The organism is bacterium (assembly GCA_029210965.1).
GTDB lineage: Bacteria > BMS3Abin14 > BMS3Abin14 > BMS3Abin14 > BMS3Abin14 > JALHUC01.
The window spans coordinates 1-22,232 of sequence record JARGFZ010000042.1 but is presented as its reverse complement, the minus strand read 5'-3'; the positions used below and the strand labels follow the sequence as shown (position 1 = coordinate 22,232).

Annotated in this window: 24 protein-coding genes; 23 read left to right on the top strand and 1 reads right to left on the bottom strand. The window is 51.4% G+C overall.

Annotation, left to right across the window (positions count from 1 at the left end; genetic code table 11):
• Positions 1 to 426 precede the first annotated feature (426 nt).
• The 15 genes from P1S59_12285 to P1S59_12215 all read left to right on the top strand — a co-directional run bounded on the left by P1S59_12285 (position 427) and on the right by P1S59_12215 (position 14,430).
• Positions 427 to 1,845 (top strand): hypothetical protein, encoded by a 1,419-nt coding sequence (locus tag P1S59_12285; protein ID MDF1527029.1) that lies wholly within the window; start codon positions 427 to 429, stop codon positions 1,843 to 1,845.
• A 137-nt stretch (positions 1,846 to 1,982) separates the two neighbouring features.
• Entirely contained in the window at positions 1,983 to 2,639 is a 657-nt protein-coding gene (locus tag P1S59_12280; GenBank protein MDF1527028.1) for a 3',5'-cyclic-nucleotide phosphodiesterase, read from the top strand.
• Between the two features lie 498 nt (positions 2,640 to 3,137).
• Positions 3,138 to 4,211 carry a hydrogenase small subunit gene (locus P1S59_12275; GenBank protein MDF1527027.1) on the top strand — a complete coding sequence of 358 codons (1,074 nt, stop codon included), beginning with the start codon at positions 3,138 to 3,140 and terminating at the stop codon, positions 4,209 to 4,211.
• The gene (locus tag P1S59_12270) at positions 4,211 to 5,776 is read left to right on the top strand and encodes a nickel-dependent hydrogenase large subunit (GenBank protein ID MDF1527026.1); all 1,566 of its coding nucleotides are present in this window, start codon (positions 4,211 to 4,213) and stop codon (positions 5,774 to 5,776) included. The genes P1S59_12275 and P1S59_12270 overlap by 1 nt, the downstream gene beginning before the upstream one ends.
• 13 nt (positions 5,777 to 5,789) lie before the next feature.
• Entirely contained in the window at positions 5,790 to 6,395 is a 606-nt protein-coding gene (locus P1S59_12265; protein ID MDF1527025.1) for a cytochrome b/b6 domain-containing protein, read from the top strand.
• 25 nt (positions 6,396 to 6,420) lie between these two features.
• Positions 6,421 to 6,960 carry a HyaD/HybD family hydrogenase maturation endopeptidase gene (locus tag P1S59_12260; GenBank protein ID MDF1527024.1) on the top strand — a complete coding sequence of 180 codons (540 nt, stop codon included), beginning with the start codon at positions 6,421 to 6,423 and terminating at the stop codon, positions 6,958 to 6,960.
• Between the two features lie 262 nt (positions 6,961 to 7,222).
• Positions 7,223 to 7,567, top strand: a complete 345-nt coding sequence (hypA, locus tag P1S59_12255) for a hydrogenase maturation nickel metallochaperone HypA (GenBank protein ID MDF1527023.1) — start codon at positions 7,223 to 7,225, stop codon at positions 7,565 to 7,567.
• Positions 7,568 to 7,681: 114 nt separating this feature from the next.
• On the top strand, positions 7,682 to 8,344 hold the full coding sequence (gene hypB, locus P1S59_12250) for a hydrogenase nickel incorporation protein HypB (GenBank protein ID MDF1527022.1): 663 nt from the start codon (positions 7,682 to 7,684) through the stop codon (positions 8,342 to 8,344).
• A gap of 212 nt (positions 8,345 to 8,556) precedes the next feature.
• The gene (gene hypF, locus P1S59_12245; GenBank protein MDF1527021.1) at positions 8,557 to 10,878 is read left to right on the top strand and encodes a carbamoyltransferase HypF; all 2,322 of its coding nucleotides are present in this window, start codon (positions 8,557 to 8,559) and stop codon (positions 10,876 to 10,878) included.
• Positions 10,879 to 11,030: 152 nt separating this feature from the next.
• Complete coding sequence (locus P1S59_12240) at positions 11,031 to 11,264, top strand: HypC/HybG/HupF family hydrogenase formation chaperone (protein ID MDF1527020.1); 234 nt, start codon at positions 11,031 to 11,033, stop codon at positions 11,262 to 11,264.
• Positions 11,261 to 11,491 carry a hypothetical protein gene (locus tag P1S59_12235; GenBank protein ID MDF1527019.1) on the top strand — a complete coding sequence of 77 codons (231 nt, stop codon included), beginning with the start codon at positions 11,261 to 11,263 and terminating at the stop codon, positions 11,489 to 11,491. Before P1S59_12240 ends, P1S59_12235 begins: the two co-directional genes overlap by 4 nt.
• Positions 11,492 to 11,503: 12 nt before the next feature.
• Complete coding sequence (hypD, locus tag P1S59_12230) at positions 11,504 to 12,616, top strand: hydrogenase formation protein HypD (protein ID MDF1527018.1); 1,113 nt, start codon at positions 11,504 to 11,506, stop codon at positions 12,614 to 12,616.
• A gap of 139 nt (positions 12,617 to 12,755) precedes the next feature.
• The gene (gene hypE, locus P1S59_12225) at positions 12,756 to 13,769 is read left to right on the top strand and encodes a hydrogenase expression/formation protein HypE (GenBank protein ID MDF1527017.1); all 1,014 of its coding nucleotides are present in this window, start codon (positions 12,756 to 12,758) and stop codon (positions 13,767 to 13,769) included.
• A 74-nt stretch (positions 13,770 to 13,843) separates the two neighbouring features.
• Positions 13,844 to 14,119: a type II toxin-antitoxin system Phd/YefM family antitoxin gene (locus P1S59_12220; GenBank protein MDF1527016.1), complete on the top strand. Its 276-nt coding sequence runs from the start codon at positions 13,844 to 13,846 to the stop codon at positions 14,117 to 14,119.
• Positions 14,116 to 14,430: a type II toxin-antitoxin system mRNA interferase toxin, RelE/StbE family gene (locus P1S59_12215; GenBank protein ID MDF1527015.1), complete on the top strand. Its 315-nt coding sequence runs from the start codon at positions 14,116 to 14,118 to the stop codon at positions 14,428 to 14,430. The genes P1S59_12220 and P1S59_12215 overlap by 4 nt, the downstream gene beginning before the upstream one ends.
• Before the next feature lie 853 nt (positions 14,431 to 15,283).
• On the opposite strand, the gene P1S59_12210 is transcribed toward P1S59_12215, so the two are convergent.
• On the bottom strand, positions 15,284 to 15,592 hold the full coding sequence (locus P1S59_12210; protein MDF1527014.1) for an MTH1187 family thiamine-binding protein: 309 nt from the start codon (positions 15,590 to 15,592) through the stop codon (positions 15,284 to 15,286).
• Between the two features lie 161 nt (positions 15,593 to 15,753).
• Here P1S59_12210 and thiM point away from each other — a divergent pair, with 161 nt between their 5' ends.
• From thiM to P1S59_12170, 8 genes are all read left to right on the top strand, one after another.
• Entirely contained in the window at positions 15,754 to 16,560 is an 807-nt protein-coding gene (gene thiM / locus P1S59_12205; GenBank protein MDF1527013.1) for a hydroxyethylthiazole kinase, read from the top strand.
• A gap of 114 nt (positions 16,561 to 16,674) precedes the next feature.
• Complete coding sequence (gene thiE, locus P1S59_12200) at positions 16,675 to 17,313, top strand: thiamine phosphate synthase (protein MDF1527012.1); 639 nt, start codon at positions 16,675 to 16,677, stop codon at positions 17,311 to 17,313.
• 94 nt (positions 17,314 to 17,407) lie between these two features.
• A complete protein-coding gene (gene thiL, locus P1S59_12195) occupies positions 17,408 to 18,421 on the top strand; it encodes a thiamine-phosphate kinase (GenBank protein MDF1527011.1) in 1,014 nt (337 codons plus the stop codon).
• Between the two features lie 85 nt (positions 18,422 to 18,506).
• Positions 18,507 to 19,340, top strand: coding sequence for a hydroxymethylpyrimidine/phosphomethylpyrimidine kinase (locus tag P1S59_12190; protein MDF1527010.1), 834 nt, complete (start codon positions 18,507 to 18,509; stop codon positions 19,338 to 19,340).
• Positions 19,341 to 19,696: 356 nt separating this feature from the next.
• The gene (locus P1S59_12185; protein MDF1527009.1) at positions 19,697 to 19,786 is read left to right on the top strand and encodes an AURKAIP1/COX24 domain-containing protein; all 90 of its coding nucleotides are present in this window, start codon (positions 19,697 to 19,699) and stop codon (positions 19,784 to 19,786) included.
• A gap of 3 nt (positions 19,787 to 19,789) precedes the next feature.
• Positions 19,790 to 20,263, top strand: a complete 474-nt coding sequence (locus P1S59_12180; GenBank protein MDF1527008.1) for a TIGR00725 family protein — start codon at positions 19,790 to 19,792, stop codon at positions 20,261 to 20,263.
• Between the two features lie 19 nt (positions 20,264 to 20,282).
• The gene (miaB, locus tag P1S59_12175; protein ID MDF1527007.1) at positions 20,283 to 21,605 is read left to right on the top strand and encodes a tRNA (N6-isopentenyl adenosine(37)-C2)-methylthiotransferase MiaB; all 1,323 of its coding nucleotides are present in this window, start codon (positions 20,283 to 20,285) and stop codon (positions 21,603 to 21,605) included.
• Complete coding sequence (locus P1S59_12170; GenBank protein MDF1527006.1) at positions 21,605 to 22,102, top strand: bifunctional nuclease family protein; 498 nt, start codon at positions 21,605 to 21,607, stop codon at positions 22,100 to 22,102. Before miaB ends, P1S59_12170 begins: the two co-directional genes overlap by 1 nt.
• Positions 22,103 to 22,232: the final 130 nt, after the last annotated feature.

The window sequence follows — 22,232 nt, the reverse complement described above, 5'->3', positions numbered from 1 at the left end:
GTTTTCCCTTTCCTCACAAATCAATGACTTACACATGCAGTCATTGATTCGGGCGCCCTTCTCGGGGCGCGTTGATGACTTTTTACGAAGTCATCAACCTTAAAACCAGATGATCATTCACGAGACCCACACCGACCTTCTTGCTAAATGCGTAGCGCTGAAATGTTGAGTCGCAGGGCCAGATCTGGAAATGATAGACGCGTTCTTCTCAAGCCTTGGTGTGATCCAGAATGTTAGGGGAAGGATCCTCGAGAAATTGGACGATTGATCCTGTTTCAACAGGCTTTCATCAAAGCAGCGTTTGATAATGGTACTGTAAATGGTTTAATGTAATTGAGTATCCCTCTAAACAATGGGAGTAGATGTCAGCCTCCGACCTGATAGCTCAGAACCTTGTCAGCTGTATAAATTTGGTGCAGGAGTAAAATGAAACACCAAAATTCTGGTCCGGATCAAAAAAATAAAGATAGCCATTTTGTCAGCGATTTCAGTTCCCTCATTCAGGGGCTGGATTCCGCCACCAGCGATGAATTTACTCTTAAGGATGGTGATAAAATTGCTGTTATCGGGGGGGGACCCGCAGGCTCTTTTTTCACCTATTTCACCCTTAAGATGGCCCACATGCTTGGTCGGGATATTGACATCACCATCTACGAGCCTAAGAACTTCCTCGGAAAAGGACCTGTCGGATGCAACCATTGCGGCGGAGTTATCTCAGAACTCATGGTTCAATCTCTTGCTGTTGAGGGCATTAATATTCCAGCTTCTGTGGTCCAGAGAGGCATTCACAGCTATCAGCTCTACACCGAGAGAGGAGATGTCCACATCCAAACACCTGCCCAGGAAAAGACCATTGCCTCCGTCTACAGAAGCGGCGGGCCCAGTGACCACACGATCCTGGACAAGGACAGCTTCGACAACTTTCTCCTGCAAGCTGCGATCAGGGAGGGTGCCACACACGTATCCCGGGCAGTTGATCGTGTCACTCTTATTGATGGAAAACCGGTGCTGTATTCGGGTGAAGAGGCCCTCATCCGGGCAGACCTGGTCGTCGGGGCTTTCGGGGTTAACGGGAAAAGGACACCCACCTTCGAAGAAATGGATTTCAGCTACCGCAGCCCTACCGTCACAAAGACGTCTATCGCTGAGATCGCTCTCGATCCCAAAGTCATCAGCGAGAGGTTTGGTAACTCGATCCATCTTTTCCTCCTGCCTATAAAGGGCATAAAGTTCGCTGCAATGATTCCAAAAACCTACTACGTCAATCTGTGCATGATCGGGAGAAAGCTTGACAGGGAAAGAGTAAAAGAGTTTCTTCACCACCCCAAAGTCAGGCAGCTGTTCCCGGAAGGAGAACTTGAAAAGCTCAGCTGCATGTGTCTTCCCTTTATGAACATCAGAGCCCCCTCAAAACCTTTCACCGACAGGGTTGTCATGATCGGTGACGCCGGATCCACGAGATTGTACAAAGACGGCATAGGGGCAGCCTATTTCATGGCTAAATCAGCTGCCAAGACCGCCTTAATACACGGAGTCGGGGAAAAACATTTCCGAGAAAATTTCATGCCCGATTACAGGAGCCTGATCATCGATAACCGGTTCGGCAGTTTCCTGTTTTGGTTCACGGACCTTTTCCGGGAGTACGGTTTGCTGACCTCCGCCATGCTGAGGGTCGTGAAAAAAGAATCCGGGAATAACACCGATGAGGATAAGATCCTCAGTTCCATCCTCTGGGACATGTTCACAGGGAATGAAAGATATAAAGATGTTTTTTACCGGGCTATCAGGCCAAAGCTCATATGGAAAATGACAGTGTCAACCCTAAAGCAGGTTTTTGGTAGGTGAAACCTTTTTAAAAACAAGGAGTTTTCCATGCGTTTACAAGTGCTCGGATGTGCCGGAGCAGAGCTTCCCGAGCATAACATGCCAGGGTTTTCATAGATCGCACCCTTCTGCTGGATGCCGGAACCATAGGGCTGGCACTGGATTTCCAGGACCAAAAGGTCATCGAAAACATATTTATCACCCACGCCCACCTGGATCACATCAAGGCTGTTGCCTTCTTCGCGGACAATCTGGTTACCAGGGGAGCAAACCACACAGTATTCTTATACAGCGACCCTGAGGTCATTGAGATCCTGAAACGACACCTCTTCAACGGATTGGTGTGGCCTGATTTTTCCCTCATTCCCTCGCCGGATAACCCTGCGATCCAGTACGTTTCTATGGAGCCGGAAACCACTGTTCAGCTCAATAAACACAGGGTTACCGCCTACCATGTGAACCACACAACGCCCGCAGTGGGATTTCTTGTGGAGAACGAAGAGGGAAAAAAAGTTGTTTATACCGGGGATACCGGTCCCACCGAACAGCCCTGGCATGCATGTGATGAACATGTGCTGGATGGGGTTATCGTTGAGGTGTCCTTCCCCAACAGAATGACCGAGCTTGCCATCAATACCGGTCATTTGACACCAGATCTCCTGGCCCGGGAGGTACTGAAAATGAAAAACCTGCCTCTTCGGTTCTTCATCTCCCACTCAAAGCCTTCCCACATGGAAGAGATCAACAATGAGCTTGCCGAAATGAGCAGGGAACACATCGAAATTCTCCAGAATGGGCAGGTCATAATTTTGTAAAACACCGGATCCTGTTAAACAGTATCGAGGGTGGGGGGTAAAAAAATGGCTAGGAAAAACCGCCATCACCGTTATTTCGGCCACGATTCCCTTGTGACCCTGAATCCAGAATCCCAAATTGGAAATTCTCAATCCACAATGGATCACCCCAACCGCTCACTTTGTCCTATTCAACAAGAATTATTTTTAAATTCATGACCTTTCATGATGTTTAACCTGCGAAATTATATAAAATAAAGCTCAGTATGGTTGACAACAACCATGCATAACAATTAGATTCATGATCTTTCATGATGTTTAACCTGCGAAATTATATAAAATAAAGCTCAGTATGGTTGACAACAACCATGAATAACAATTAATGTTAAAATGTTATACAATATACAGTATTCAAATTCCGGAACAGCCGAGGGAGGTAGAAAATGCTGGTCATTATGAAACCCGGCATTTCCTTGCCTTGAATGGGTGGATAGTTAAAGGGAAAGGAGGAGACAATTAATGTCGTCATTCCGTAACATCAGTCGACGGGATTTTCTTAAATTCTGCGCTGGTACTGCCAGCATTCTCGGGCTATCGGAAGCTGCCGTTCCAAGGATAGCAAAAGCTCTGGAGGGGGCGGCCAAGAAGCCGCCGGTTATCTGGCTTGAGGGTCAGGACTGCGCAGGATGCAGCATTTCATTTATCAACTCCTCTAACCCCGGTACTGCTGAACTGGTTCTCGATACAATATCCCTCAGGTACCACGAAAGCCTCATGGCGGCCTCCGGCCACGTTTCTGAAAAGGCTATTCAGGATACGATAAAAAATGAGTCGGGCGGGTATGTGCTCCTCGTCGAGGGATCCATACCGACCGAAGATCCCAGGTTCTGTCAGATCGCGGGCAGAAATTTTGTTGATATCGTAGCCGAAGCTGCCGCCGGTGCGGCGGCCGTCATTGCCATAGGCTCCTGCGCCACCTACGGCGGGATACCGGGTGACTGTCCGACTCCGGGACGCGGTATGGGCGTCGGTGATGCGATGGATAAAGGGCTCGTTCCCAAAAAGGCTCTCATCAACTGCCCGACTTGCCCGGTCCACCCGGAAAGGCTTATCGGAACCATCGTCTATTACCTGCTCTACGGCAAACCTCCGGCACTGGACAAGGTGGGCAGGCCCGTTGTGTTCTACGACAAGCTTATTCACGACAATTGTGAACGCCGCGGCCACTTTGATAACGGGGAGTTTCTTACTGACTGGAACAGTTTCGAGAAAAGGAACTGGTGCATGTACCTGAAGGGATGCAAAGGTCCCTTTACCCACTCGGATTGTCCCAAGCGCCGCTGGAGCGACGGTCTGAACTGGTGCATTGGGTGCAGCTCCGTGTGCCAGGGTTGTGCCGAACCCGATTTCTACGCTGGAATGTCTCCTCTCTACGAACGTTCTGGTAAGAACCTTAGGGGTGTCAGTGTTGAGAAGATCGGTGCGTATGCCACCGGCGCCGTGGCCGTAGGACTTGCGGGACACTTCATCGGGCAGGCCATGACCGGCCGGCTCGGCAAGGGTGGACCGCCTGAGGAAGGAGGTGGCAACTAATGGGCCAGAGAATAACAGTTGATCCTGTCACCAGGATCGAGGGACATCTGAAGATCGAGGTAGAGATCGAAAATGGGGTGGTAAAGGACGCCTGGAGTAGCGGCACCATGGCCCGGGGTTTCGAGGCTCTTCTCACCGGCAAAGACCCGAGGGACGCCAGTTATGTCACCAGCCGTTTCTGTGGCGTGTGCTTTTCTGTCCACCAGATGGCTTCAGCGGCCTGCCTGGACGACGCCTTCGGCGCCCAGGTGCCGGACGGAGGACGTATCCTCCGGAACCTCCTCATGGGATCGGAGTATCTTTACGATCACATCATTCACTTCTATCACCTTACCGCACTGGACTATCTGGATATCATGGCTGTGGCTGGTTACAACGGCAATGATGCCGGCCTCAACGCAGTCAAGGACAAGGTCGTTAGTCTCGTAAAGAGGGGAGACACCTATCCTCTCACGCCGCGGTACGAGCCCGATGAGTTCTCCGTGGCCGATCCCGAGATCGTCACTATGGCCGTCAGCCATTATCTTGAGGCTCTCAAGATCCAGGTAACAGCCAAAAATATGGGTGCCGTTCTGGGCGGCGGCCGGGTTCCCCATTACCAGGGGATCGTGGTAGGTGGAGTCACCCAGATACCCAGCCCTGAAGAGATCGGGCGTTTCAAGTCCATGCTTGCCGAGGTCACCGCCTTCATCAAGAACGTGTACATGAAGGATGTCCTGCTCCTCGGCGGACCCGGTGGACCTTTGTTCCCCCTCGCCCAGCTTGGCGTCGGCGGCGGTCACCTGAACTACCTTTCCTACGGCGGCTTCCCGGAAGAGGCATCCGGCAAGGAAATGTTCTTCAAGGCGGGGGTCGTCAGGAACCTGCACTTGGACAACGTCCAAAGTTTTGATCCGGACAAGGTTACCGAATCGGTCAAGTACGCCTGGTACAGGGAGCAAGAACCTGTTCATCCTTACGACGGCGAGCAGATCTTTGATCGCGACAAGGCCGATGCCTACAGTTTCGTCAAGGCTCCCAGGTACGACGGGATGGCTTTTGAGGTTGGCCCCCTGGCGAGAATGCTCATCGAGAAGAACCCGACTCTGCTCTCCCTGGTTCAGGCCGGCGCCAAACCCGGAGCTGTCGCCAGACACGCTGCCAGAATGATCGAGACGGTGGCTCTTGCCGATCAGATGCAGGTCTGGCTTGGCCAGCTCATCGAGGCACAGGGAAAACCTGGGTTCAGGATACACGACACTGATCACTGGGAAGTACCCGATACCGCAGAGGGGGCCGGTTTCTACGAGGCCCCGCGCGGCGCCCTTGGCCACTGGATGAAAATCAAGGACAAAAAGATCGCCAACTATCAGGCAGTGGTGCCCTCCACCTGGAACGCTTCCCCCAGGGACGAAAAGGGTGTCAGAGGCCAGTATGAGGAGTCCCTTATCGGGGCGCCCGTACCGGACCCAGAGAATCCTATCAACATTGTCCGTGTGATCCGCTCCTTTGATCCGTGTCTGGCTTGCGCCGTTCACATCATCGACCCCAAAACGAACCAGATCCGCAAATTCAGGATCGGTTAGAGGAGAGGTCGCCATGGAGAGAAAAGTTTACGATCATCCCATTCCAGCAAGGATCATGCATCACGTGAACCTCATATGCATGGTTGCGATGGTTGCTACCGGATTTTACATTCACAAACCCAACTTCAGCCTTCTGGGTATCGACATGAACCTTGTGCGGTACATTCACTTCATCACCGCCTTCGTCATCCTTCTAAATTCGGTAACCCGGATCTACTGGGCCTTCTTTGGAGCCCCGCGGGATATCAAGTACTTCCTGCCGGAGAAAGAGAACAGGGGAAAACTGCTCCCCATGATGGCCTACTACTACTTCCTCAGGAAAACCAAACCCAGAACATCTAAATACAACGGATGGCAGAAGGCGACTTATGTGCTGTGGACCATCGCTTTATGGTTTATGGCTCTGACCGGTTTCGCCATGCTCTGGAAGACGAATCCGTTCTGGGCCTCTGTGGTCAGCTTCTTCGGTGGGCTGGGGATGATCCACGCGATCCATTACCTGGTGATGTGGTATTTCGTCTTCACAGTCCTGTTCCATGTCTACCTGGTGTTCTTTGAGGATTTCAAATCGTTCCTGCATATGTTCTTCGGGATCAAACCTGAAGAAGAGGCCTTCTAGGCCTTCAGGGATAACGAGAAAGGGGATGGAACCGACAGAAACCAAAGAGAAAACGATGATACTCGGAGTGGGCAACCTGCTCCTGAGGGACGAGGGCGTCGGCGTACATGTGGCTGTGAACCTTCAGGAATACTCCCTCCCGGATAACTTTGAGGTCATCGAGGGTGGCACCGACGGTTTCAAACTGTTTCATCTGATAATGGAAGCTGACAGGCTCATCGTCGTCGACTGTGTCAAAGGCGGCGATGAGCCTGGTTCTATTTACAGGTTTGATATTAACGATTTCGATCATTTCCCGGACATTTACAAGTCCTCCGTGCACCAGGTAACCATTACGGAGGTTATCAACCTTTCCGGAACCATGAGAACTCCTCCCTGGACTAGCATTATCGGTGTAGAACCGGAAGATCTATCCATGTCCATGGAGCTTTCCTCAAAGATCCGGGACAAGCTTCCAGATGTCCTGAAGATCGTTCTGGAGACCGCCGGTCTTAACCCGGAGGATTACCGGGAACAACTGAACTCTCCCCTAAAACAACCCGGTCCGCCAACCTATTCCGATTAAAACAAGAGAAATCCTGCCTCACACAGAGCCCACAGAGAAAAATCTGTACCGGGAAGGCACAGTTCATTTAAAGGCGATGTTTTTTTACCACAGGGTTTCACAGGGTAATCCGCACTTGTGGGGAAAAACGATTCTCATGATTGTGTTGTTGAATAATTTTTTATGGTTTAAATATTTCTCATGGATTTACCCCGTGTAATTCTGTGGAGCGGCCTTCAGTTGGCCGCGCTGTGGTTAATTAACTTTCCAGGAGCCAAAAGCATTGCACGAACTTTCCATCGCCATTGAGATCCTGGATATTGTCGAGAGAGAGGCCGCGAAGCACGGCGCTGCTGTTGTCAGGCGGGTCAACCTCAGGGTCGGGGACCTTTCCGGTGTGGAGACCGAATCCCTGGCCTTTTCTTTCGATGCCGTGAAGGGTGAAAAAGACCTGACTCGGGACACGATCCTTTCCATTTTGCGCCTTCCCGTCAAAATACACTGCATACCGTGCGATGGGGAGTTCAAGGGAGCCGGGCACATGGTTGTTTGTCCCCAATGCGAAGGACTTGACACACAACTTCTCCAGGGGGAAGAGTTGGAGATCGAGGATATTGAGATAGATTAAGAGCAGAATGTAGAATGCAGAACGCAGGAGAACAGCAAGTTCAACTGCCTGCAGTCTTAATGATCTGGATTTATTCTATGTTCTACATTCCACATTCTACATTCCGGAGTGAAAATGTCCGAAAAAATCACCCTTGAACAAAAAGTCCTCTCCCGCAACGACCTCCTGGCGGCCGATCTGCGCAGGCTGTTTGCCAGTGAAAAGGTCGCTATCATGAACATGGTCAGTTCCCCCGGTTCAGGGAAGACCTCCCTGCTTGAAAAAACCCTGGGTTCCCTGTCCCAAAACCTTTCCATAGGGGTGATCGAAGGGGACATCCAGACCGACAACGACGCTGTGCGCATCGCAAAAACGGGAGTGCCGGTACACCAGATCCAGACAGGGGGAGCCTGCCATCTCGAAGCGGAAATGGTTAGAAAAGCCCTCTCCCATTTCCGCCTTGAAGAACTTGATCTACTGATTATCGAAAATGTGGGGAACCTGGTGTGCCCTTCGGCTTTCGATCTTGGAGAAGGTTTGAGGGTTGTTGTCATCAGCACCACCGAGGGTGATGACAAACCGTTAAAATACCCGGCCATGTTCCGTTCGGCCCATGTCATGGTCATCAATAAGATCGACCTTCTTCCATATACCGACTTCGATGTTCAAAAGGTCGTCCGCAACGCCATGTCCCTCAACCCGGAGATCCACATTCTGAAAACCTCGTGCCGCACTGGCGAGGGTCTGGATGAATGGTCCGGGTTTGTGATGGAATTCGTCCAATCTAATAACGAATGAAAATTAGCTATAGGGTAATTATTAAAAGCGATAAAAGCTTAAACGCAGAGTACGCAGCGCGGCCGGCTTGAGGCCGTTTCGCAGGGTAACGCAGTTAGTTCTTAACCGGAATTCCAGGTTTTAACCGCGGCTCTCTGCGAAAGCGCCAGGTCGATGGCGCTCCAGCGGCATTCTGCGTTAAATTTTTTATTTTAAGCTCCTGGAGACGGTAATTGAGTGAAAGGCTTCGTATATCGGTGGATGGTATCGTTCAGGGGGTCGGATTCCGGCCCTTCATTTACCGTCTCGCGAAGGAACTGGTCCTCAGCGGCTGGGTGACGAACACCACTGATGGTGTCGTCATCGAGGTGGAAGGTGTGAAAGGTAACCTGGAAGCATTCCTTTCCCGCCTTGAAAAGGATGCTCCACCACTTTCAAAAATAATGTCCATTCAAAGGGAGTACCTGAAACCTTCAAACTACAGGGATTTTATCATCCGCCGCAGCCTCGCAGGGGCTGACCCCACCGTCCTGGTCGCTCCAGATTCAGCAACCTGCCCGGACTGTGTCAGGGAGCTTTTTGATCCTGAGGATCGTCGCTATCGATATCCCTTCATCAATTGCACGAACTGCGGCCCCCGTTACACCATACTCCGCTCCGTGCCCTACGACAGGCCTAACACCTCCATGGCAAAGTTCCCAATGTGTGAAAATTGCCAGGGCGAATACGATGACCCGGCGGACCGGAGGTTCCACGCACAGCCCAACGCATGCGCGGACTGTGGTCCAACCCTGACACTTGTGCGCAGGGATGGCACAACTGTCAGAATGGAAGATCCCCTTCAGGGATCTATTGAACTGCTTAAAGAAGGGAAGATCCTCGCAATTAAAGGTCTCGGAGGGTTCCACCTGGCTGTGGACGCCCTTTTTTCTCAGGCCGTTGAAAAGTTGCGGGAGAAAAAAGGGAGGGAGGAAAAACCTTTGGCTCTCATGGTCCGGGATCTTGAGACCGCGAGCCTGTTGTGTGAGTTGAGCGACCACGCCAGGAGTATCCTCACCAGCACCGAAAGCCCCATTGCCCTCCTCAGGCGCCGCCAGAGCCCCGATATTAACATTTCCCATGCCGTGGCTCCCAGAAGCCTTTATTACGGCCTCATGCTGCCCTATACGCCGCTCCATCATCTCCTCATGGCCCAATTCGACCTTCTCGTTATGACCAGCGCCAATCTGACGGAAGAACCCCTGTGCGCTGATAATGATGAAGCTTTGCAGAGGTTGAGTCAGATAGCCGACGCCTTCCTCATTCACGACAGGGATATCGTCCTTCGCTGTGACGATTCCATCGTCCGCCTGGACCCCGTAAACCCTGATGAGGGACCGATTGTTCTAAGAAGGGCACGGGGGTTTGTTCCCTCACCGGTCAATCTGCCCATGGACGGGAACCCGGTTTTGGCCCTCGGCCCCGAACTGAAGGGGACCGTGTGCCTGACACGGGGGAGACAGGCCTTTATGGGGCAGCATCTTGGGGATCTGAAGAACCTGGAGACCCTGGATTTTCTAAAAGAGGTTGTCTCCCACCTCATGGACATCCTGGAGGTGACCCCGTTGATCCTTGTCTGTGATCTGCACCCGGATTACCTCACTACCGGTATAACGGAAAACGATAAAGACGTTCCGTGGCCTTCCAATACCCCCGTGATTGCTGTCCAGCACCACCACGCCCACATTCTCAGCTGCCAGGCCGAGGCGGGACTTACCGGTCCATGTGTAGGGATTGCGCTTGACGGCACCGGTTATGGTACGGACGGTACTATTTGGGGCGGTGAGATCCTTCATGTTGACGGAACACACATGGACAGAAAGGGATATCTAAGGCCCATGTGGATGCCGGGAGGCGAGAAATCCATCGAACAACCCTGGAGAATGGCTGTTTCCTGCCTATTGGAGATCTTGGGTGCGGCGGAGACGGCCCGTGTCGCACAAGGCCTCTTTCCAGATATTCCGGAGGAGGATATTCAGGTCATTACCAGCCTGTGTGTAAGACGAACCCACGGGGTTTGGACCTCCAGCGCGGGAAGACTTTTTGACGCCGTCTCAGCTCTCCTCGGAATCTGCACCCACACCCGTTATGAAGGACAGGCAGCCATAGAGCTTGAGGTGTTGACGGACGATATTGTTACCGATATTCTTCCCTACTCCCTGGTCGAGACAGAAGGAGGCAGTCTGGAAATAGATCTAATGCCCGCCTTTGAGTCGATCTTCCACAAGATGCAAAAAGGCTTTTCTGTTCCGACACTGGGGGGGATGTTCCACACCACCATGGCCCGTGCCCTGGCCGAAGCCACCGACAGGGTCCTGGAGGGTTTCAACGGGGTCCACAGATCCATTCCCCTGGGAGGTGGAGTGTTCCAGAATGAACTTTTCTGTTCCCTCATCGCCCGGGAGCTTTCGGAAAGATCCATGAAACCGGTCTTCCACAAGAATGTACCAACCAACGACGGTGGGATATCCCTGGGCCAGGCGGTTTATGGGTTGCTTAAGAGCCGTGATTCGTAATTCGTGATTGGTGATTCAAATAGTCAGAATATAGAATGTGGAATGTAGAACTTAGAAGTTTTTCAACATCAAAATCCACAATATGTTCAAAGTAATGGCTTTATTCTGCGTTCTACGTTCTCGATTCTACATTCTATAAAGGAGAACCCTTTATGTGCATCGCTGTTCCCGGTAAAGTCACGGTCCTCGACGACCTGAATATGGCAACGGTGGATCACGGTGGTACCACCAGGGTGGCCTCTGCCGATCTTGTACCGGATGTCGCGGTGGGGGATTACGTCCTCGTCCACGCCGGTTTTATCATTAATGTCCTTGACGAGGATGACGCACTGGAAACCCTGAAGCTTTTTGACGAATACATGGGGCTCTTGGATGATAACGTGTGAACCGTGAACAGAGAAAAGAGGCATTCGCAAAATCCGGGATGCTGACTTTCAAAAGCATATTTGTAACAGGGATGAAGGGGATAAAGGGGATAAAAACAGGCAATGGGGAAAAGCATAGCAAGTTTAATTCCTCATTCCATGTTCCCTATTCAATATTCACGTCTATCCCATTCATCCCCTTCATCCCTGAAAAAGAATTTTTCTGCTGTACTTCAGCTTTATTATAAGACCTTTAAATGATGAAGTATCTGGATGAATACAGGGATCCAAAGGTAGCAAAGTCCCTTGTGGACCGTATTCACAAGTCCGCCTTCCGTATTGCCCAAAATCAGGACGGCCCGGTGAAGATCATGGAGATATGCGGCAGCCACACCGTAGCCATCTTCCGGGCGGGGATAAAGGCCCTTCTCCCTGACAATGTCGTCCTCGTATCAGGTCCTGGATGCCCCGTGTGTGTTACGGCTATGGAAGACATGGACCGGATGATCGCCCTTTCTGATTCATCCAGGGGCAATGACGTTATTGTGGCCACCTTCGGCGATATGATCCGCGTTCCAGGTACAAAAACCAGCCTGGAGCGGGAAAAGGCGAGGGGAGCGGATGTTCGGATCGCCACAACGCCCCTGGATGCCCTGAACTGGGCCCTGGAAAACCCTCAAAAACAGGTCGTTTTCCTGGGCGTGGGGTTTGAGACCACCTCTCCCACCATTGGAGCCAGCGTATTAAGGGCTCGTGAAGCCGGGTTCGACAACTTTTTCGTGTACCCTGCTTTCAAGCTTCTCCCTCCTGCACTGACATCCCTCCTTGAAAGCCCCGACTTTGCCATCGACGGGTTCCTGTGCCCCGGTCATGTGAGCGTCATGCTGGGTGCCGATGCCTATAAGCCGGTGGCCGAAAAGTATGGAAAGCCGTGCGTCATCACAGGGTTTGAACCGCTCGATATATTACTTGGAATTTCAGTGCTATGCGAACAGTTAGCTAATAATACACATGAAGTAAAAAACGCATATGGCAGAGCAGTTACAGACCTGGGAAACCGTAAAGCCATGTCCGTTTTACATGAGGTTTTCCAGCCGGCAGACGCACCCTGGAGAGGGCTTGGAATTATTCCAGCCTCTGGACTGGCGTTCAGAGCCAAATTCAGTGAATTTGATGCAATGAAGAGGTTCGGGTTGGAAGAGGTGAAAACGGGGTCAGAGCCCAGGGGATGTGCTTGCGGCCAGGTGCTCAGGGGGGTCATTGACCCTGTGGAATGCCCCCTTTTTGGAAACGAATGCACTCCTGAATCACCAGTGGGGTCTTGTATGGTGTCCAGCGAAGGCAGCTGTGCCGCCTGGTATCGTTATTCCTGATATCAGGATTGGCGTGGATTAACAATATCAGGCGAAGTGCAGAGTACAGTGTGTAGAGTGTAGTGGAGGTGCATTTCAAAGGCGCTTTTCAGGTTCTGCACCCAGCACTTTACACTCTACACTCCAAAAGGAGTCGAAATTGATAGAGGAAAGAATCCTTTTGTCCCACGGCGCCGGCGGCAAAAAGTCTTCTGAGCTCACAGAGCGGATATTCCTAAAGTATTTCAGCGACCCGGCCCTCCTGGACCTCAACGATATGGCGGTCCTTGAACTTCCCGCCGGCCGCGTTTCCATGAGCACAGACACATACGTTGTCGACCCCATCTTCTTTCCAGGTGGCGACATAGGAAGCCTGGCTGTCCACGGCACCGTGAACGATGTGGCTATGGCCGGGGCTGTCCCCGTGGCCATTTCTGTGGCATTTATCCTTGAAGAGGGGTTGCCCCTGATCGATCTTGAACGCATCGCCGGTTCCATGGCGCTTGCGGCAGCTGAGGCCGGTGTTCGCATTGTCACGGCAGACACCAAGGTGGTGCCCCGCGGCGCAGCAGACAAGGTGTTCATCAACACCACCGGAATAGGGATCATTCCCGACGGTATAAATGTTTCAGGAGCTTGTGCAAGAATAGGGGACCGGATCCTGCTTTCTGGCACCATCGGCGATCACGGCATCGCCATCGCTTCGGCCAGGGATGGGATCGCGTTTAAAACAACCGTCAAAAGCGACAGCGCGCCGCTCAACTGGATGATCAGCGAGCTGATAACCACCCTTGGCAAAGACATCCACGTGCTTCGAGACCCCACCAGAGGCGGACTTGCCACCGTTCTGTGTGAGATCGCGTCCCAGTCTTCTGTAGGAGTTAAGATCGAAGAGACCGCCATACCCGTTAAAGAGGCCGTAAAGGGCGCCTGTGAGCTTTTAGGCTATGATCCGCTGTACCTTGCCAACGAGGGCAAACTTGTCGGTGTGACAGCCCCAGAGGCCTCAGGCAGGGCTCTTGAGATCATGAAAGGCAGTAAATACGGGCAGGACGCCTGTATTATAGGGGAGATAACGGGGGACAACCGCCAGAAGGTGATCCTGAAAACCGCCATGGGGGGATCGCGCCTCGTCGATAAATTATCCGGTGAAATGTTACCGCGCATATGCTGAGAGCGATCTCCCTCTTGCCTTCCCGTACACATTTATGTACATTTAAGCGTACACATTCAGCAGGAGGTACAGATATGCCCAAAACCCTATCCATGGTCGAAGCCCGGAAGCGGCTCACATCACTGCCGGAAGAGTTCGAACGAGAGGAAAACCTTGATGCGGTAGCAATTACAAGGCGCGGTAAGCCTGTACTGGCTGTAATGCCCTGGGAACTTTACGAAACAATTACCGAGACGCTTGAAGTCATGGCCGATGGGAAGATGACCTCTGTCCTAAAGGAGAGCATTGCTCAATACGGGCGCGGGGAAACGATCCCCTGGGAAAAGGCCAGGGAGGATCTGGATCTTTGACCTGGCGAGTGCTTATCACCCCTGCGGCCCTTGAGATGCTCAAGGGGATAACTGACAGGCGCATCAGAGGACAAATTGCCCAAACCGTTTCAGGCCTTACCGAGGCCCCTGAAAATAGTGGCAAACCGCTCATGGGCGAACTTGCCGGTTACCGCTCCCTGCGGGCCGCTAGTCAAAAATATCGTGTGATCTATAAAATCAAAAAAGAAAAGGTGATCGTGGTCGTTGTGGCTGTCGGCCGAAGAAAAGAAGGCGATCGCAGGGATATCTACTCACTGGCAAGGAAACTGTTCGAGCAGAAATTGGTTTAAATGCAGAACGTAGAATAAAGTCAAAACTGTTCACCGTTCACACATATAGAAAATTGTTTAATTAACTGAACGAAATTGCCAACCTACGAAATATAACGTTTATTTATTCATTCCACAGTAAATCAAGTGATAACCTCCCAGGTTATTGTGCCATGGTATACAAATCCTCACTTCTGATTTGTGCTACGGGCAGCACAACCTTGCACAGTTAATCCCCAACTAGGCCTAAAAGCTCAGGTATTTCCTGTGTCACATCGTGCACAGTTGTGCCAAATTCCCATTTAAAACAGCATTACAAATGTAAAATATACCTGCGAACGTTTTTCATCCATTGCGGCGTGCATACGCTCTGACTAATAAAAAACCTTCATAATTAGTAGTTTAGGATAGTTTATATCCTGCTGCGTGCTGCGTTTTCATTTGACGCTGTCTGTATCAAAACAATGGTTGCTTGGCACGTATTCTGCGTATTGCAATAAAATTAGAACGGTATTTTATTGCGCAAGGTTTGCCGGGGTGTCATAATGGTTTTTAATAACAATGGCCACGGACAACGAGAGACCCTGAGAAATGGTCGATTTGTTTACGGGACCAACCCCGGGGAAAAAGGATTCCCTTCCATAGGGAATCCTGAACAAGAGAACAAAAAGCACCGCTGACAGAACGGGAGGCTGCGGGCACCCCCGCAGCCTCCTCCTCCTTCATCGATAAACCCTTCCTGTTAGATTCAGCCCTTGTCTGAGATCGCTTCGAATCACGCCAAAGACGTGACTCGCGATAACAGACGTGGATGTCCTTTGAGATCTGAGATTTGGGATTTGAGATAGGCTGAAAGAAACCTGCAGGTTGTCTGTTAATCGGTTTCTTTAAGACGTTTTTCTACCGAATCCAACTTCCCCTGGGCAGAGGCCTTCTTGTCCCGACGATCATCGATGGTCAGGCGGGTAGAAACACGCTGGACGCCCTGGGAGAAGGGGATCTCATGCACCTTGGCCACAATCAGAAGTATCTCCTCGAGGGGGCCCTCCAGAACGCTGCCCATGGGGGTCAGGGTGTGCTTGACACCCGATTCGTTCAGGACCCTGACACACTCGGCCACGTATCGGCTCAGGCTGGGAGTCTCAGTCCCGACAGGTGTTACTGTAAGGGATGCAATAACCATAGTAGTAACTTAACGCATCCGGTCCCCTATTCTCAACGGTTTTAATTCAATTTCATTGAATCTTTCATAAAAGCACCGCTGAAGGGTTACATTTTCCATAGAATCCTGTTAATTCCTAGCTTGAGATTTGAAATTTGAGATCGTTACCTGAGGAGGTCGCCATGTCCAAGTGGAAGAAAAAATATGTCGAAATGGACAAGATCATAAGGGAAAAGCGCCCCATGATCCATCACATCACCAACTATGTTGTCATGAACGTCACGGCCAATGTAACTCTGGCCATGGGAGCATCACCGGTCATGGCCCATGCCAACGAAGAGGTCGAGGACATGGTGGTCTTCGCTTCGGCTCATGTGCTCAACCCAGGTACTTTGTCTCCACACTGGATCACCGCAATGCTCAAATCGGGGAAAAAGGCCAAGGAACTTGGTATCCCCATCGTTCTGGACCCCGTTGGCGCTGGCGCTACGAAGCTTCGCACCGACACATGCCTGCAGATCCTGGAGGAGGTTCGGCCGGATGTGATCAGAGGAAACCAGGCAGAGGTCATGATCCTGGCAGGGGAGGAGGCCCAGATCCAGGGCGTGGACTCCCTTGAGACAGGAGATGCCCCCGTAGAGGCGTTCAAGGCACTTGCCAGAAAGACAGGGGCCGTCATCTGTGTGACAGGATCCGTTGATCATGTCACAGACGGTGAAAAGGCCTATGCTATCGAAAACGGACACCCCATGATGGGCAACGTAACCGGAACCGGTTGCTCCTCCACTACCGCTGTAGCCGTTTACTGCGCTGCCGGTGGTGCTACAGCCGAATCGTGCGCCATGGGTCTTGCCGTATTCGGTGCGTGCGGCGAACTTGCGGCGGAAGAATCAAGAGGACCGGGATCTTTTCAGGTGGCCATTATAGATGCGCTCTTTAATGCGCCGGCGAGAGATCTGGGGGCGAGGCTGCGCATTAAAGAACTGTAATACGAAAGAATGTAGAATGTGGAATCGAGAACGTAGAATAAATGCTGTTTATATGGATTCTGTGTTCTACATTCTGCATTCCACATTCTTGGAGTTGGATCGGCTATGGGAATTATGAAAAAATTTGATCCAACATTCTACTTAGTGACCGACCCCGATCTTTCCCTGGGGCGCCCGGAAGAGGAGATCGTCCGCCGTGCTGTCGCGGCGGGGGTGACCATGGTCCAGTACAGGGACAAGAATACCACCACGAAGCGGATGATAGAAAAAACACGTCTTCTGGCTGAGCTCTGCAGACCTGCCGGTGCCGCCCTCATCGTCAATGACCGCCTTGATGTGGCCATGGCGGGGGGGGCCAATGGAGTTCATCTGGGGCAGGACGATATGTTGCTGCCAGACGCACGCCGGATCGCGGGGGAAAACTTTATTATCGGTATCTCAGTCACAACCACCCAGGAAGCGAAGGAAGCCGAAGAGGCCGGGGCCGATTATCTGGGGGCTAACGGTGTGTTTCCTACCGGTACGAAAACTGACCTGGGCGTACCTCTTGGTCTCGAGGGGGTTTCACGGCTCGCCGCAGCCAGTCCCTTGCCAATAGTTGCCATCGGCGGAATCAACGACAGGAACGCAGGAGAAGTCATTTCAGCCGGGGCAGATGGTGTTGCGGTGGTGTCGTATATTGTGAGTGCTGAAAATATCGAAGAGCGGTGTAAAACGATGCTGGAAATTTTAATGTCCGTTAGTGAAAAGTGAAACGTGAACGGTGAACAGAAAGAAAAGATCCCCTGCATGATTACCCATTCACTATTCACGGTCCACTGTTCACCAAATGCGGGGAAGCGCAATAATGAAGATCAAAGATATAGGCGAATTCGGTCTCATCGAAAGGATCCACGCAAAGGCGGGCCGCAATTCCTATCCTGTCGTGATCGGGATCGGTGACGACGCATCTGTACTCGACGTCGGCCCCCGCAAACAGATCGTCACGACCACAGACATGCTTGTTGAGGGCGTACATTTTCTCAGGGATTCCATCGACCCCTTCGACCTGGGGTTCAAATCCCATGCGGTGAACCTCAGCGATATCGCCGCTATGGGCGCCACACCTGCCCAATCCTTCCTTTCCTTCGGGCTCCCTCCGGACATGGAGGTAGAAACTATCGACACCTTCATGGATGGATTCATGGAAGTGGGGGAGGGTGTCCCTCTTTCTGGCGGCGACACTGTATCCTCCCCTCAAGGATGGCTTATCAGTGTAACGGTAATTGGTACCGCTCCCGCCGGGAGAGTATTGCGAAGAGATTCTGCTGTGCCGGGGGAAACGATCTGGCTGTGCGGTCCGGTGGGGGATTCAGCCGCAGGCCTTTCCATCCTCCTGGGTCAAACCACGAAGGTGGACGAACAGGGTGCCCAATTCCTTATTAAAAGTCACAACAGGCCGCTGCCTCAGGTCCGGATGGGAAGGATCTTGCTGGAAGCCGGCATTTCACACTGTGCCATTGATGTGAGTGACGGGCTTCTCCAGGATCTGGGTCATATCTGTAAACGCAGCAAGGTGAGTGCCGTACTGGAACTGGAGAGTATCCCGCTGAGTACCCCTATCAGGAAACTTGCCTCGGCTAACGACCTGGACCCCTACAGGTGGGCGCTCAGGGGAGGTGAGGATTACAGCCTTTTGTTCACGGTAAAACCTGAAAATGAAAAGAAGTTGATGAGGGTCCTTGAAAAAGAAGAGATCGCGGCTGTTCCCATTGGTCGTACGGTACCGGGAAAGGGTGTGCGTGTCCTCAGGGATGGCTCTGAAGTGGAGACCGGACCGGATGGCGGGTTTGATCATTTCAGAAAAAGCCGTGAAACGTGAACTGTGAATAGTAATTTCAGGTACGTTGATGGTTCCATTCACTATTCACTATTCACTCTTCACCGTTCACTGATACCGAGGTTTGATGTTGAAAAAAAACTCTACACACTACACTCTACACTCTGCACTGGACAAACCTGTCCTTTTAATTTCCGCGTCTGACAGCAGCGCTGCGGCAGGGATGCAGGTCGATCTCCGTGTACTCAACGATCTGGGCTCCCCGGCCCGATGTTCCATCACGGCGGTCACGGTCCAGGGCGATGGAGGAGCCATGAGCATCAATTCCGTGGACCCGGATATCATCAACGAATCGATCTTAACAGCACTTTCAGATCTTCCTGGTATTGGAGCGGTCAAGATAGGGCTTCTGGGAGAAGCTTCCACAGCCAAAGCCCTTGAGGTTCCCCTTGCCAGAATAAAAGGTTCAGGTATTCCCATTGTCGTAGATCCCGTCATGAGATCCACACCGGGGTCAGCTCTATCCACTGAGGATACTGCCGCAACTATTTTGGAAAAAGTTTTGCCCTGGACAGCCCTTCTCACACCAAACCGTGATGAGCTTGAAGCACTGAGTAATCTGATGAGCAACAAAAACGGTGATGAAGCCCAAAAAGTCCAGCAGCTTTTGAAATATGGGGCCGGAGGGATCCTGGTTACCGGTGGAGATACAGAAGATGATCAATGTGTTGATATTCTCTATGAATTAAACGGGACAACTACCGAATTTAAACACCCAAGAATAGGGGAAAGGCCTCCAAGAGGTACAGGATGCGCCCTTTCCACTGCCATCGCTGTCCACCTTGGCCGTGGCATTCCGATGGTTGAAGCTGTGAGCAACTCCATTGAATATGTTACCGGTTTGATTGAAAAAGCAGTCGTGGTGGGGGATCAACTTCTTCTTTTTCCAGGGAGGAAGTGACGGACACGTGGGGGAACTCTCGACTTGGCGACTGAGCGGCTGAGCGAACGTGAAAGGGCGGGTTTGATGTTTGAAGTTATTTTCTTTGGTCTTTGGCCTGATTTCTCCCTCTACACTCTGTACCCTACACTCTGCACTCAATTCCTGAGGCACGCCAGCGCCAAGTCCGAAGGAACGCCCCTGTCAACGCCCCTGTCAACGCCCCTTGCCTTTTTCAGGCCCCTATAATAAGTTGTAGAGTTGAAGCTCAATGGGCACATATCAATAATCATGAATAAAAGGCGTCTGCGACTTTTTGATGGATGCTGTTTTTAATCCCCCCTGAGGGGACAATAAGAGGAAAGGAGGGCGAGCATTTGGGAAGCGTTATCAAGAAACGCCGGAAAAAAATGAGAAAGCATAAACACAAGAAGCTTTTAGCCCGCAGCAGACACAAGAGGAAGTAACCCTTGGCCTTCGTAATCGGAGTTGTAGGGTCCGGAGCTACTGAAAAACACCATGATCCCCTGGCAATGGAGGTCGGTTCTCTCATCGCCAGGCATGGTGCAGTTATGGTTTGCGGCGGACTTTCAGGAATAATGGAAGCTGCAAGCAGGGGAGCGGTTCAGGAAGGTGGGACCACCATCGGGATCCTCCCCGGTTCCGATAAGAGTGAAGCAAACCCACATATCACTTTTCCAATTCCAACCGGGATGGGAGTTGCGAGGAACGTTCTGGTTGTCAAAACCGCTGACGCCCTTGTTGCTCTGCCTGGCGGCCCAGGAACCTTGTCAGAGATTGCACTGGCATTAAACATCGGGAGGCCTGTAGTGGATCTGGGCGGCTGGAAAATAGAGGGAACCCGTCCAGCTTCAACTGCTTTAGAAGCGGTCCTCCTGGCTCTGGAGCTATGCGAGATCTCAAAAAACCAATCCGGCCAGTGACCACTCCCCGGAAAACAAGATGAACGAACCTGGAAAACTTTACGTCAAGACGTTCGGATGTCAGATGAACGTCTATGACAGTGAAAAGATCTACGCCTTTCTTCAGGATAGTTACGTTCCAGCTGCTTCAGAGGAAGAAGCTGATGTGATAATCCTCAACACCTGTTCCATCCGAGAGAAGGCAGAGAACAAAGTTTACAGCCATCTGGGCAGGTTCAAACCTCTGAAAAAGATAAACCCGGATCTTCTCATTGGTGTAGGCGGTTGTGTTGCTCAGCAGGAAGGTGAGCGAATTCTCAAACGGGCCCCATCTGTAGATGTAGTCTTCGGAACCCATAATCTGGACGAACTTTCAGCAATGCTCGCGGAACGTAAAAAAAGCGGGAAGAGGATCTGCCGGGTAAGGGAAGACACAGGGACCGTTCCCACTGCGGATGCCCCCAGAGTTATGGGTGCCCGGGGAGCGACCTCACTGCTCACCATAATGAAGGGGTGCAACAACTACTGCGCCTATTGCGTTGTTCCCTTTGTGCGAGGGCGGGAAGTGAGCAGGCCAGCTTCAGAGATACTTGACGAAGCATTATTTCTTGTCGATAAAGGGGTTCGGGAGATCACTCTCCTTGGTCAGAACGTCAACTCGTATCAGGATCCTGACACCGGCACTGGCTTTGTTTCTCTCCTGGAATCGATGGATTTGCTGCCCGGTCTGGAAAGGTTGCGTTTCGTTACATCTCACCCCAAGGATTTTTCTCCTGAACTGGCCCATGCTATGGCTGACCTGCCAACTGTCTGCGAGCACATTCACCTTCCTGTCCAGGCTGGATCGGACAGGGTGCTGAGCGCTATGAAAAGGGGATACACCTCCAGTCAATACATGGAAAAGGTCGAGCTGCTGAGAAAGCTTATCCCTGAAGTTGAGTTTACCACCGACATTATCGTAGGCTTCCCGGGGGAAGAAAGGGAAGACTTTGAACGTACGAGTGAGATTCTTAATTCTGTAAAATACCAGAATATTTTTTCTTTCAGGTTCTCCCCGAGGCCTGGAACGGCCGCCGCTGCCATGAATGATCCCGTCAATGCCGATGTCAAACGTTCATGGCTCCCAGAACTTCAGGACCTTCAAAATCTGATTACTGCTGAAAAGCACCGAAATATGATAGGAAGAGAAGTGGAGGTTCTCGTGGAAGAGAAGGATAAAAAGAAAAATGGTTTCCTTGAGGGAAGGACGAGAACCAATTATATTGTACACTTCCCAGGAGATCCAGATCTGGCAGGCAAAATTGTCCGGATAAGACTCACAAGCTCCCGGGCTATCCACGTAATGGGAGAGATGGTGAATTAATGGAAATACCGGTTAGCATCCACGGTCTGGCAATGGACCCGAAGAACAATAGCCCAATCCTGCTGCTTAAGGTAGACGGCGCCCAAAAAGCTTTACCCGTTTGGATAGGGGCATACGAAGCAAACGCTATTGCCATGTGCCTGGCCAGTATGGAGTCACCGCGCCCCATGACCCATGACCTCCTTTACAATACGGTCATTCAGGCCGGGTATGAGGTGACAAAGGTGGTTATTACCGACCTCAAGGACACCACATTTTATGCGGTTATCTACCTGAACTCCGATACGAGTAGTATGGAAATGGATTCGAGACCCTCGGATGCCGTTGCACTTGCGGTAAGATCGGAGGCACCGATCTATGTAATGGAGGATGTCCTGGATCAATCTGCCGTAGACATGTCCACCATTGAGAAAGATGCTGCCATAAATCAGAAAGATGAATGGCTTGAAATGCTTGAGAACATGGATCCTGAGGATTACAGCAAGTACAAAATGTAATTTAGGGTGCTGAGTGCAGCGTGCAGAGTTTAGAAATAGAAATGGTTTGAAGTTTGATGACTTCGCAAAAAGTCATCAATGCGCCCCGCACGGGGCGCCCAAATCAATGACTCACTCCGTAAGTCATTGA

Excerpts from the sequence above, each read along its gene's own strand:
- P1S59_12285 (MDF1527029.1), top strand. The coding sequence starts at position 427 with ATGAAACACCAAAATTCTGGTCCGGATCAAAAAAATAAAGATAGCCAT.
- P1S59_12275 (MDF1527027.1), top strand. The coding sequence starts at position 3,138 with ATGTCGTCATTCCGTAACATCAGTCGACGGGATTTTCTTAAATTCTGC.
- P1S59_12270 (MDF1527026.1), top strand. The coding sequence starts at position 4,211 with ATGGGCCAGAGAATAACAGTTGATCCTGTCACCAGGATCGAGGGACAT.
- P1S59_12265 (MDF1527025.1), top strand. The coding sequence starts at position 5,790 with ATGGAGAGAAAAGTTTACGATCATCCCATTCCAGCAAGGATCATGCAT.
- P1S59_12260 (MDF1527024.1), top strand. The coding sequence starts at position 6,421 with ATGGAACCGACAGAAACCAAAGAGAAAACGATGATACTCGGAGTGGGC.
- hypB (MDF1527022.1), top strand. The coding sequence starts at position 7,682 with ATGTCCGAAAAAATCACCCTTGAACAAAAAGTCCTCTCCCGCAACGAC.
- P1S59_12240 (MDF1527020.1), top strand. The coding sequence starts at position 11,031 with ATGTGCATCGCTGTTCCCGGTAAAGTCACGGTCCTCGACGACCTGAAT.
- hypD (MDF1527018.1), top strand. The coding sequence starts at position 11,504 with ATGAAGTATCTGGATGAATACAGGGATCCAAAGGTAGCAAAGTCCCTT.
- P1S59_12220 (MDF1527016.1), top strand. The coding sequence starts at position 13,844 with ATGCCCAAAACCCTATCCATGGTCGAAGCCCGGAAGCGGCTCACATCA.
- P1S59_12210 (MDF1527014.1), bottom strand. The coding sequence starts at position 15,592 with ATGGTTATTGCATCCCTTACAGTAACACCTGTCGGGACTGAGACTCCC.
- thiM (MDF1527013.1), top strand. The coding sequence starts at position 15,754 with ATGTCCAAGTGGAAGAAAAAATATGTCGAAATGGACAAGATCATAAGG.
- thiE (MDF1527012.1), top strand. The coding sequence starts at position 16,675 with ATGAAAAAATTTGATCCAACATTCTACTTAGTGACCGACCCCGATCTT.
- thiL (MDF1527011.1), top strand. The coding sequence starts at position 17,408 with ATGAAGATCAAAGATATAGGCGAATTCGGTCTCATCGAAAGGATCCAC.
- P1S59_12190 (MDF1527010.1), top strand. The coding sequence starts at position 18,507 with ATGTTGAAAAAAAACTCTACACACTACACTCTACACTCTGCACTGGAC.
- miaB (MDF1527007.1), top strand. The coding sequence starts at position 20,283 with ATGAACGAACCTGGAAAACTTTACGTCAAGACGTTCGGATGTCAGATG.
- P1S59_12170 (MDF1527006.1), top strand. The coding sequence starts at position 21,605 with ATGGAAATACCGGTTAGCATCCACGGTCTGGCAATGGACCCGAAGAAC.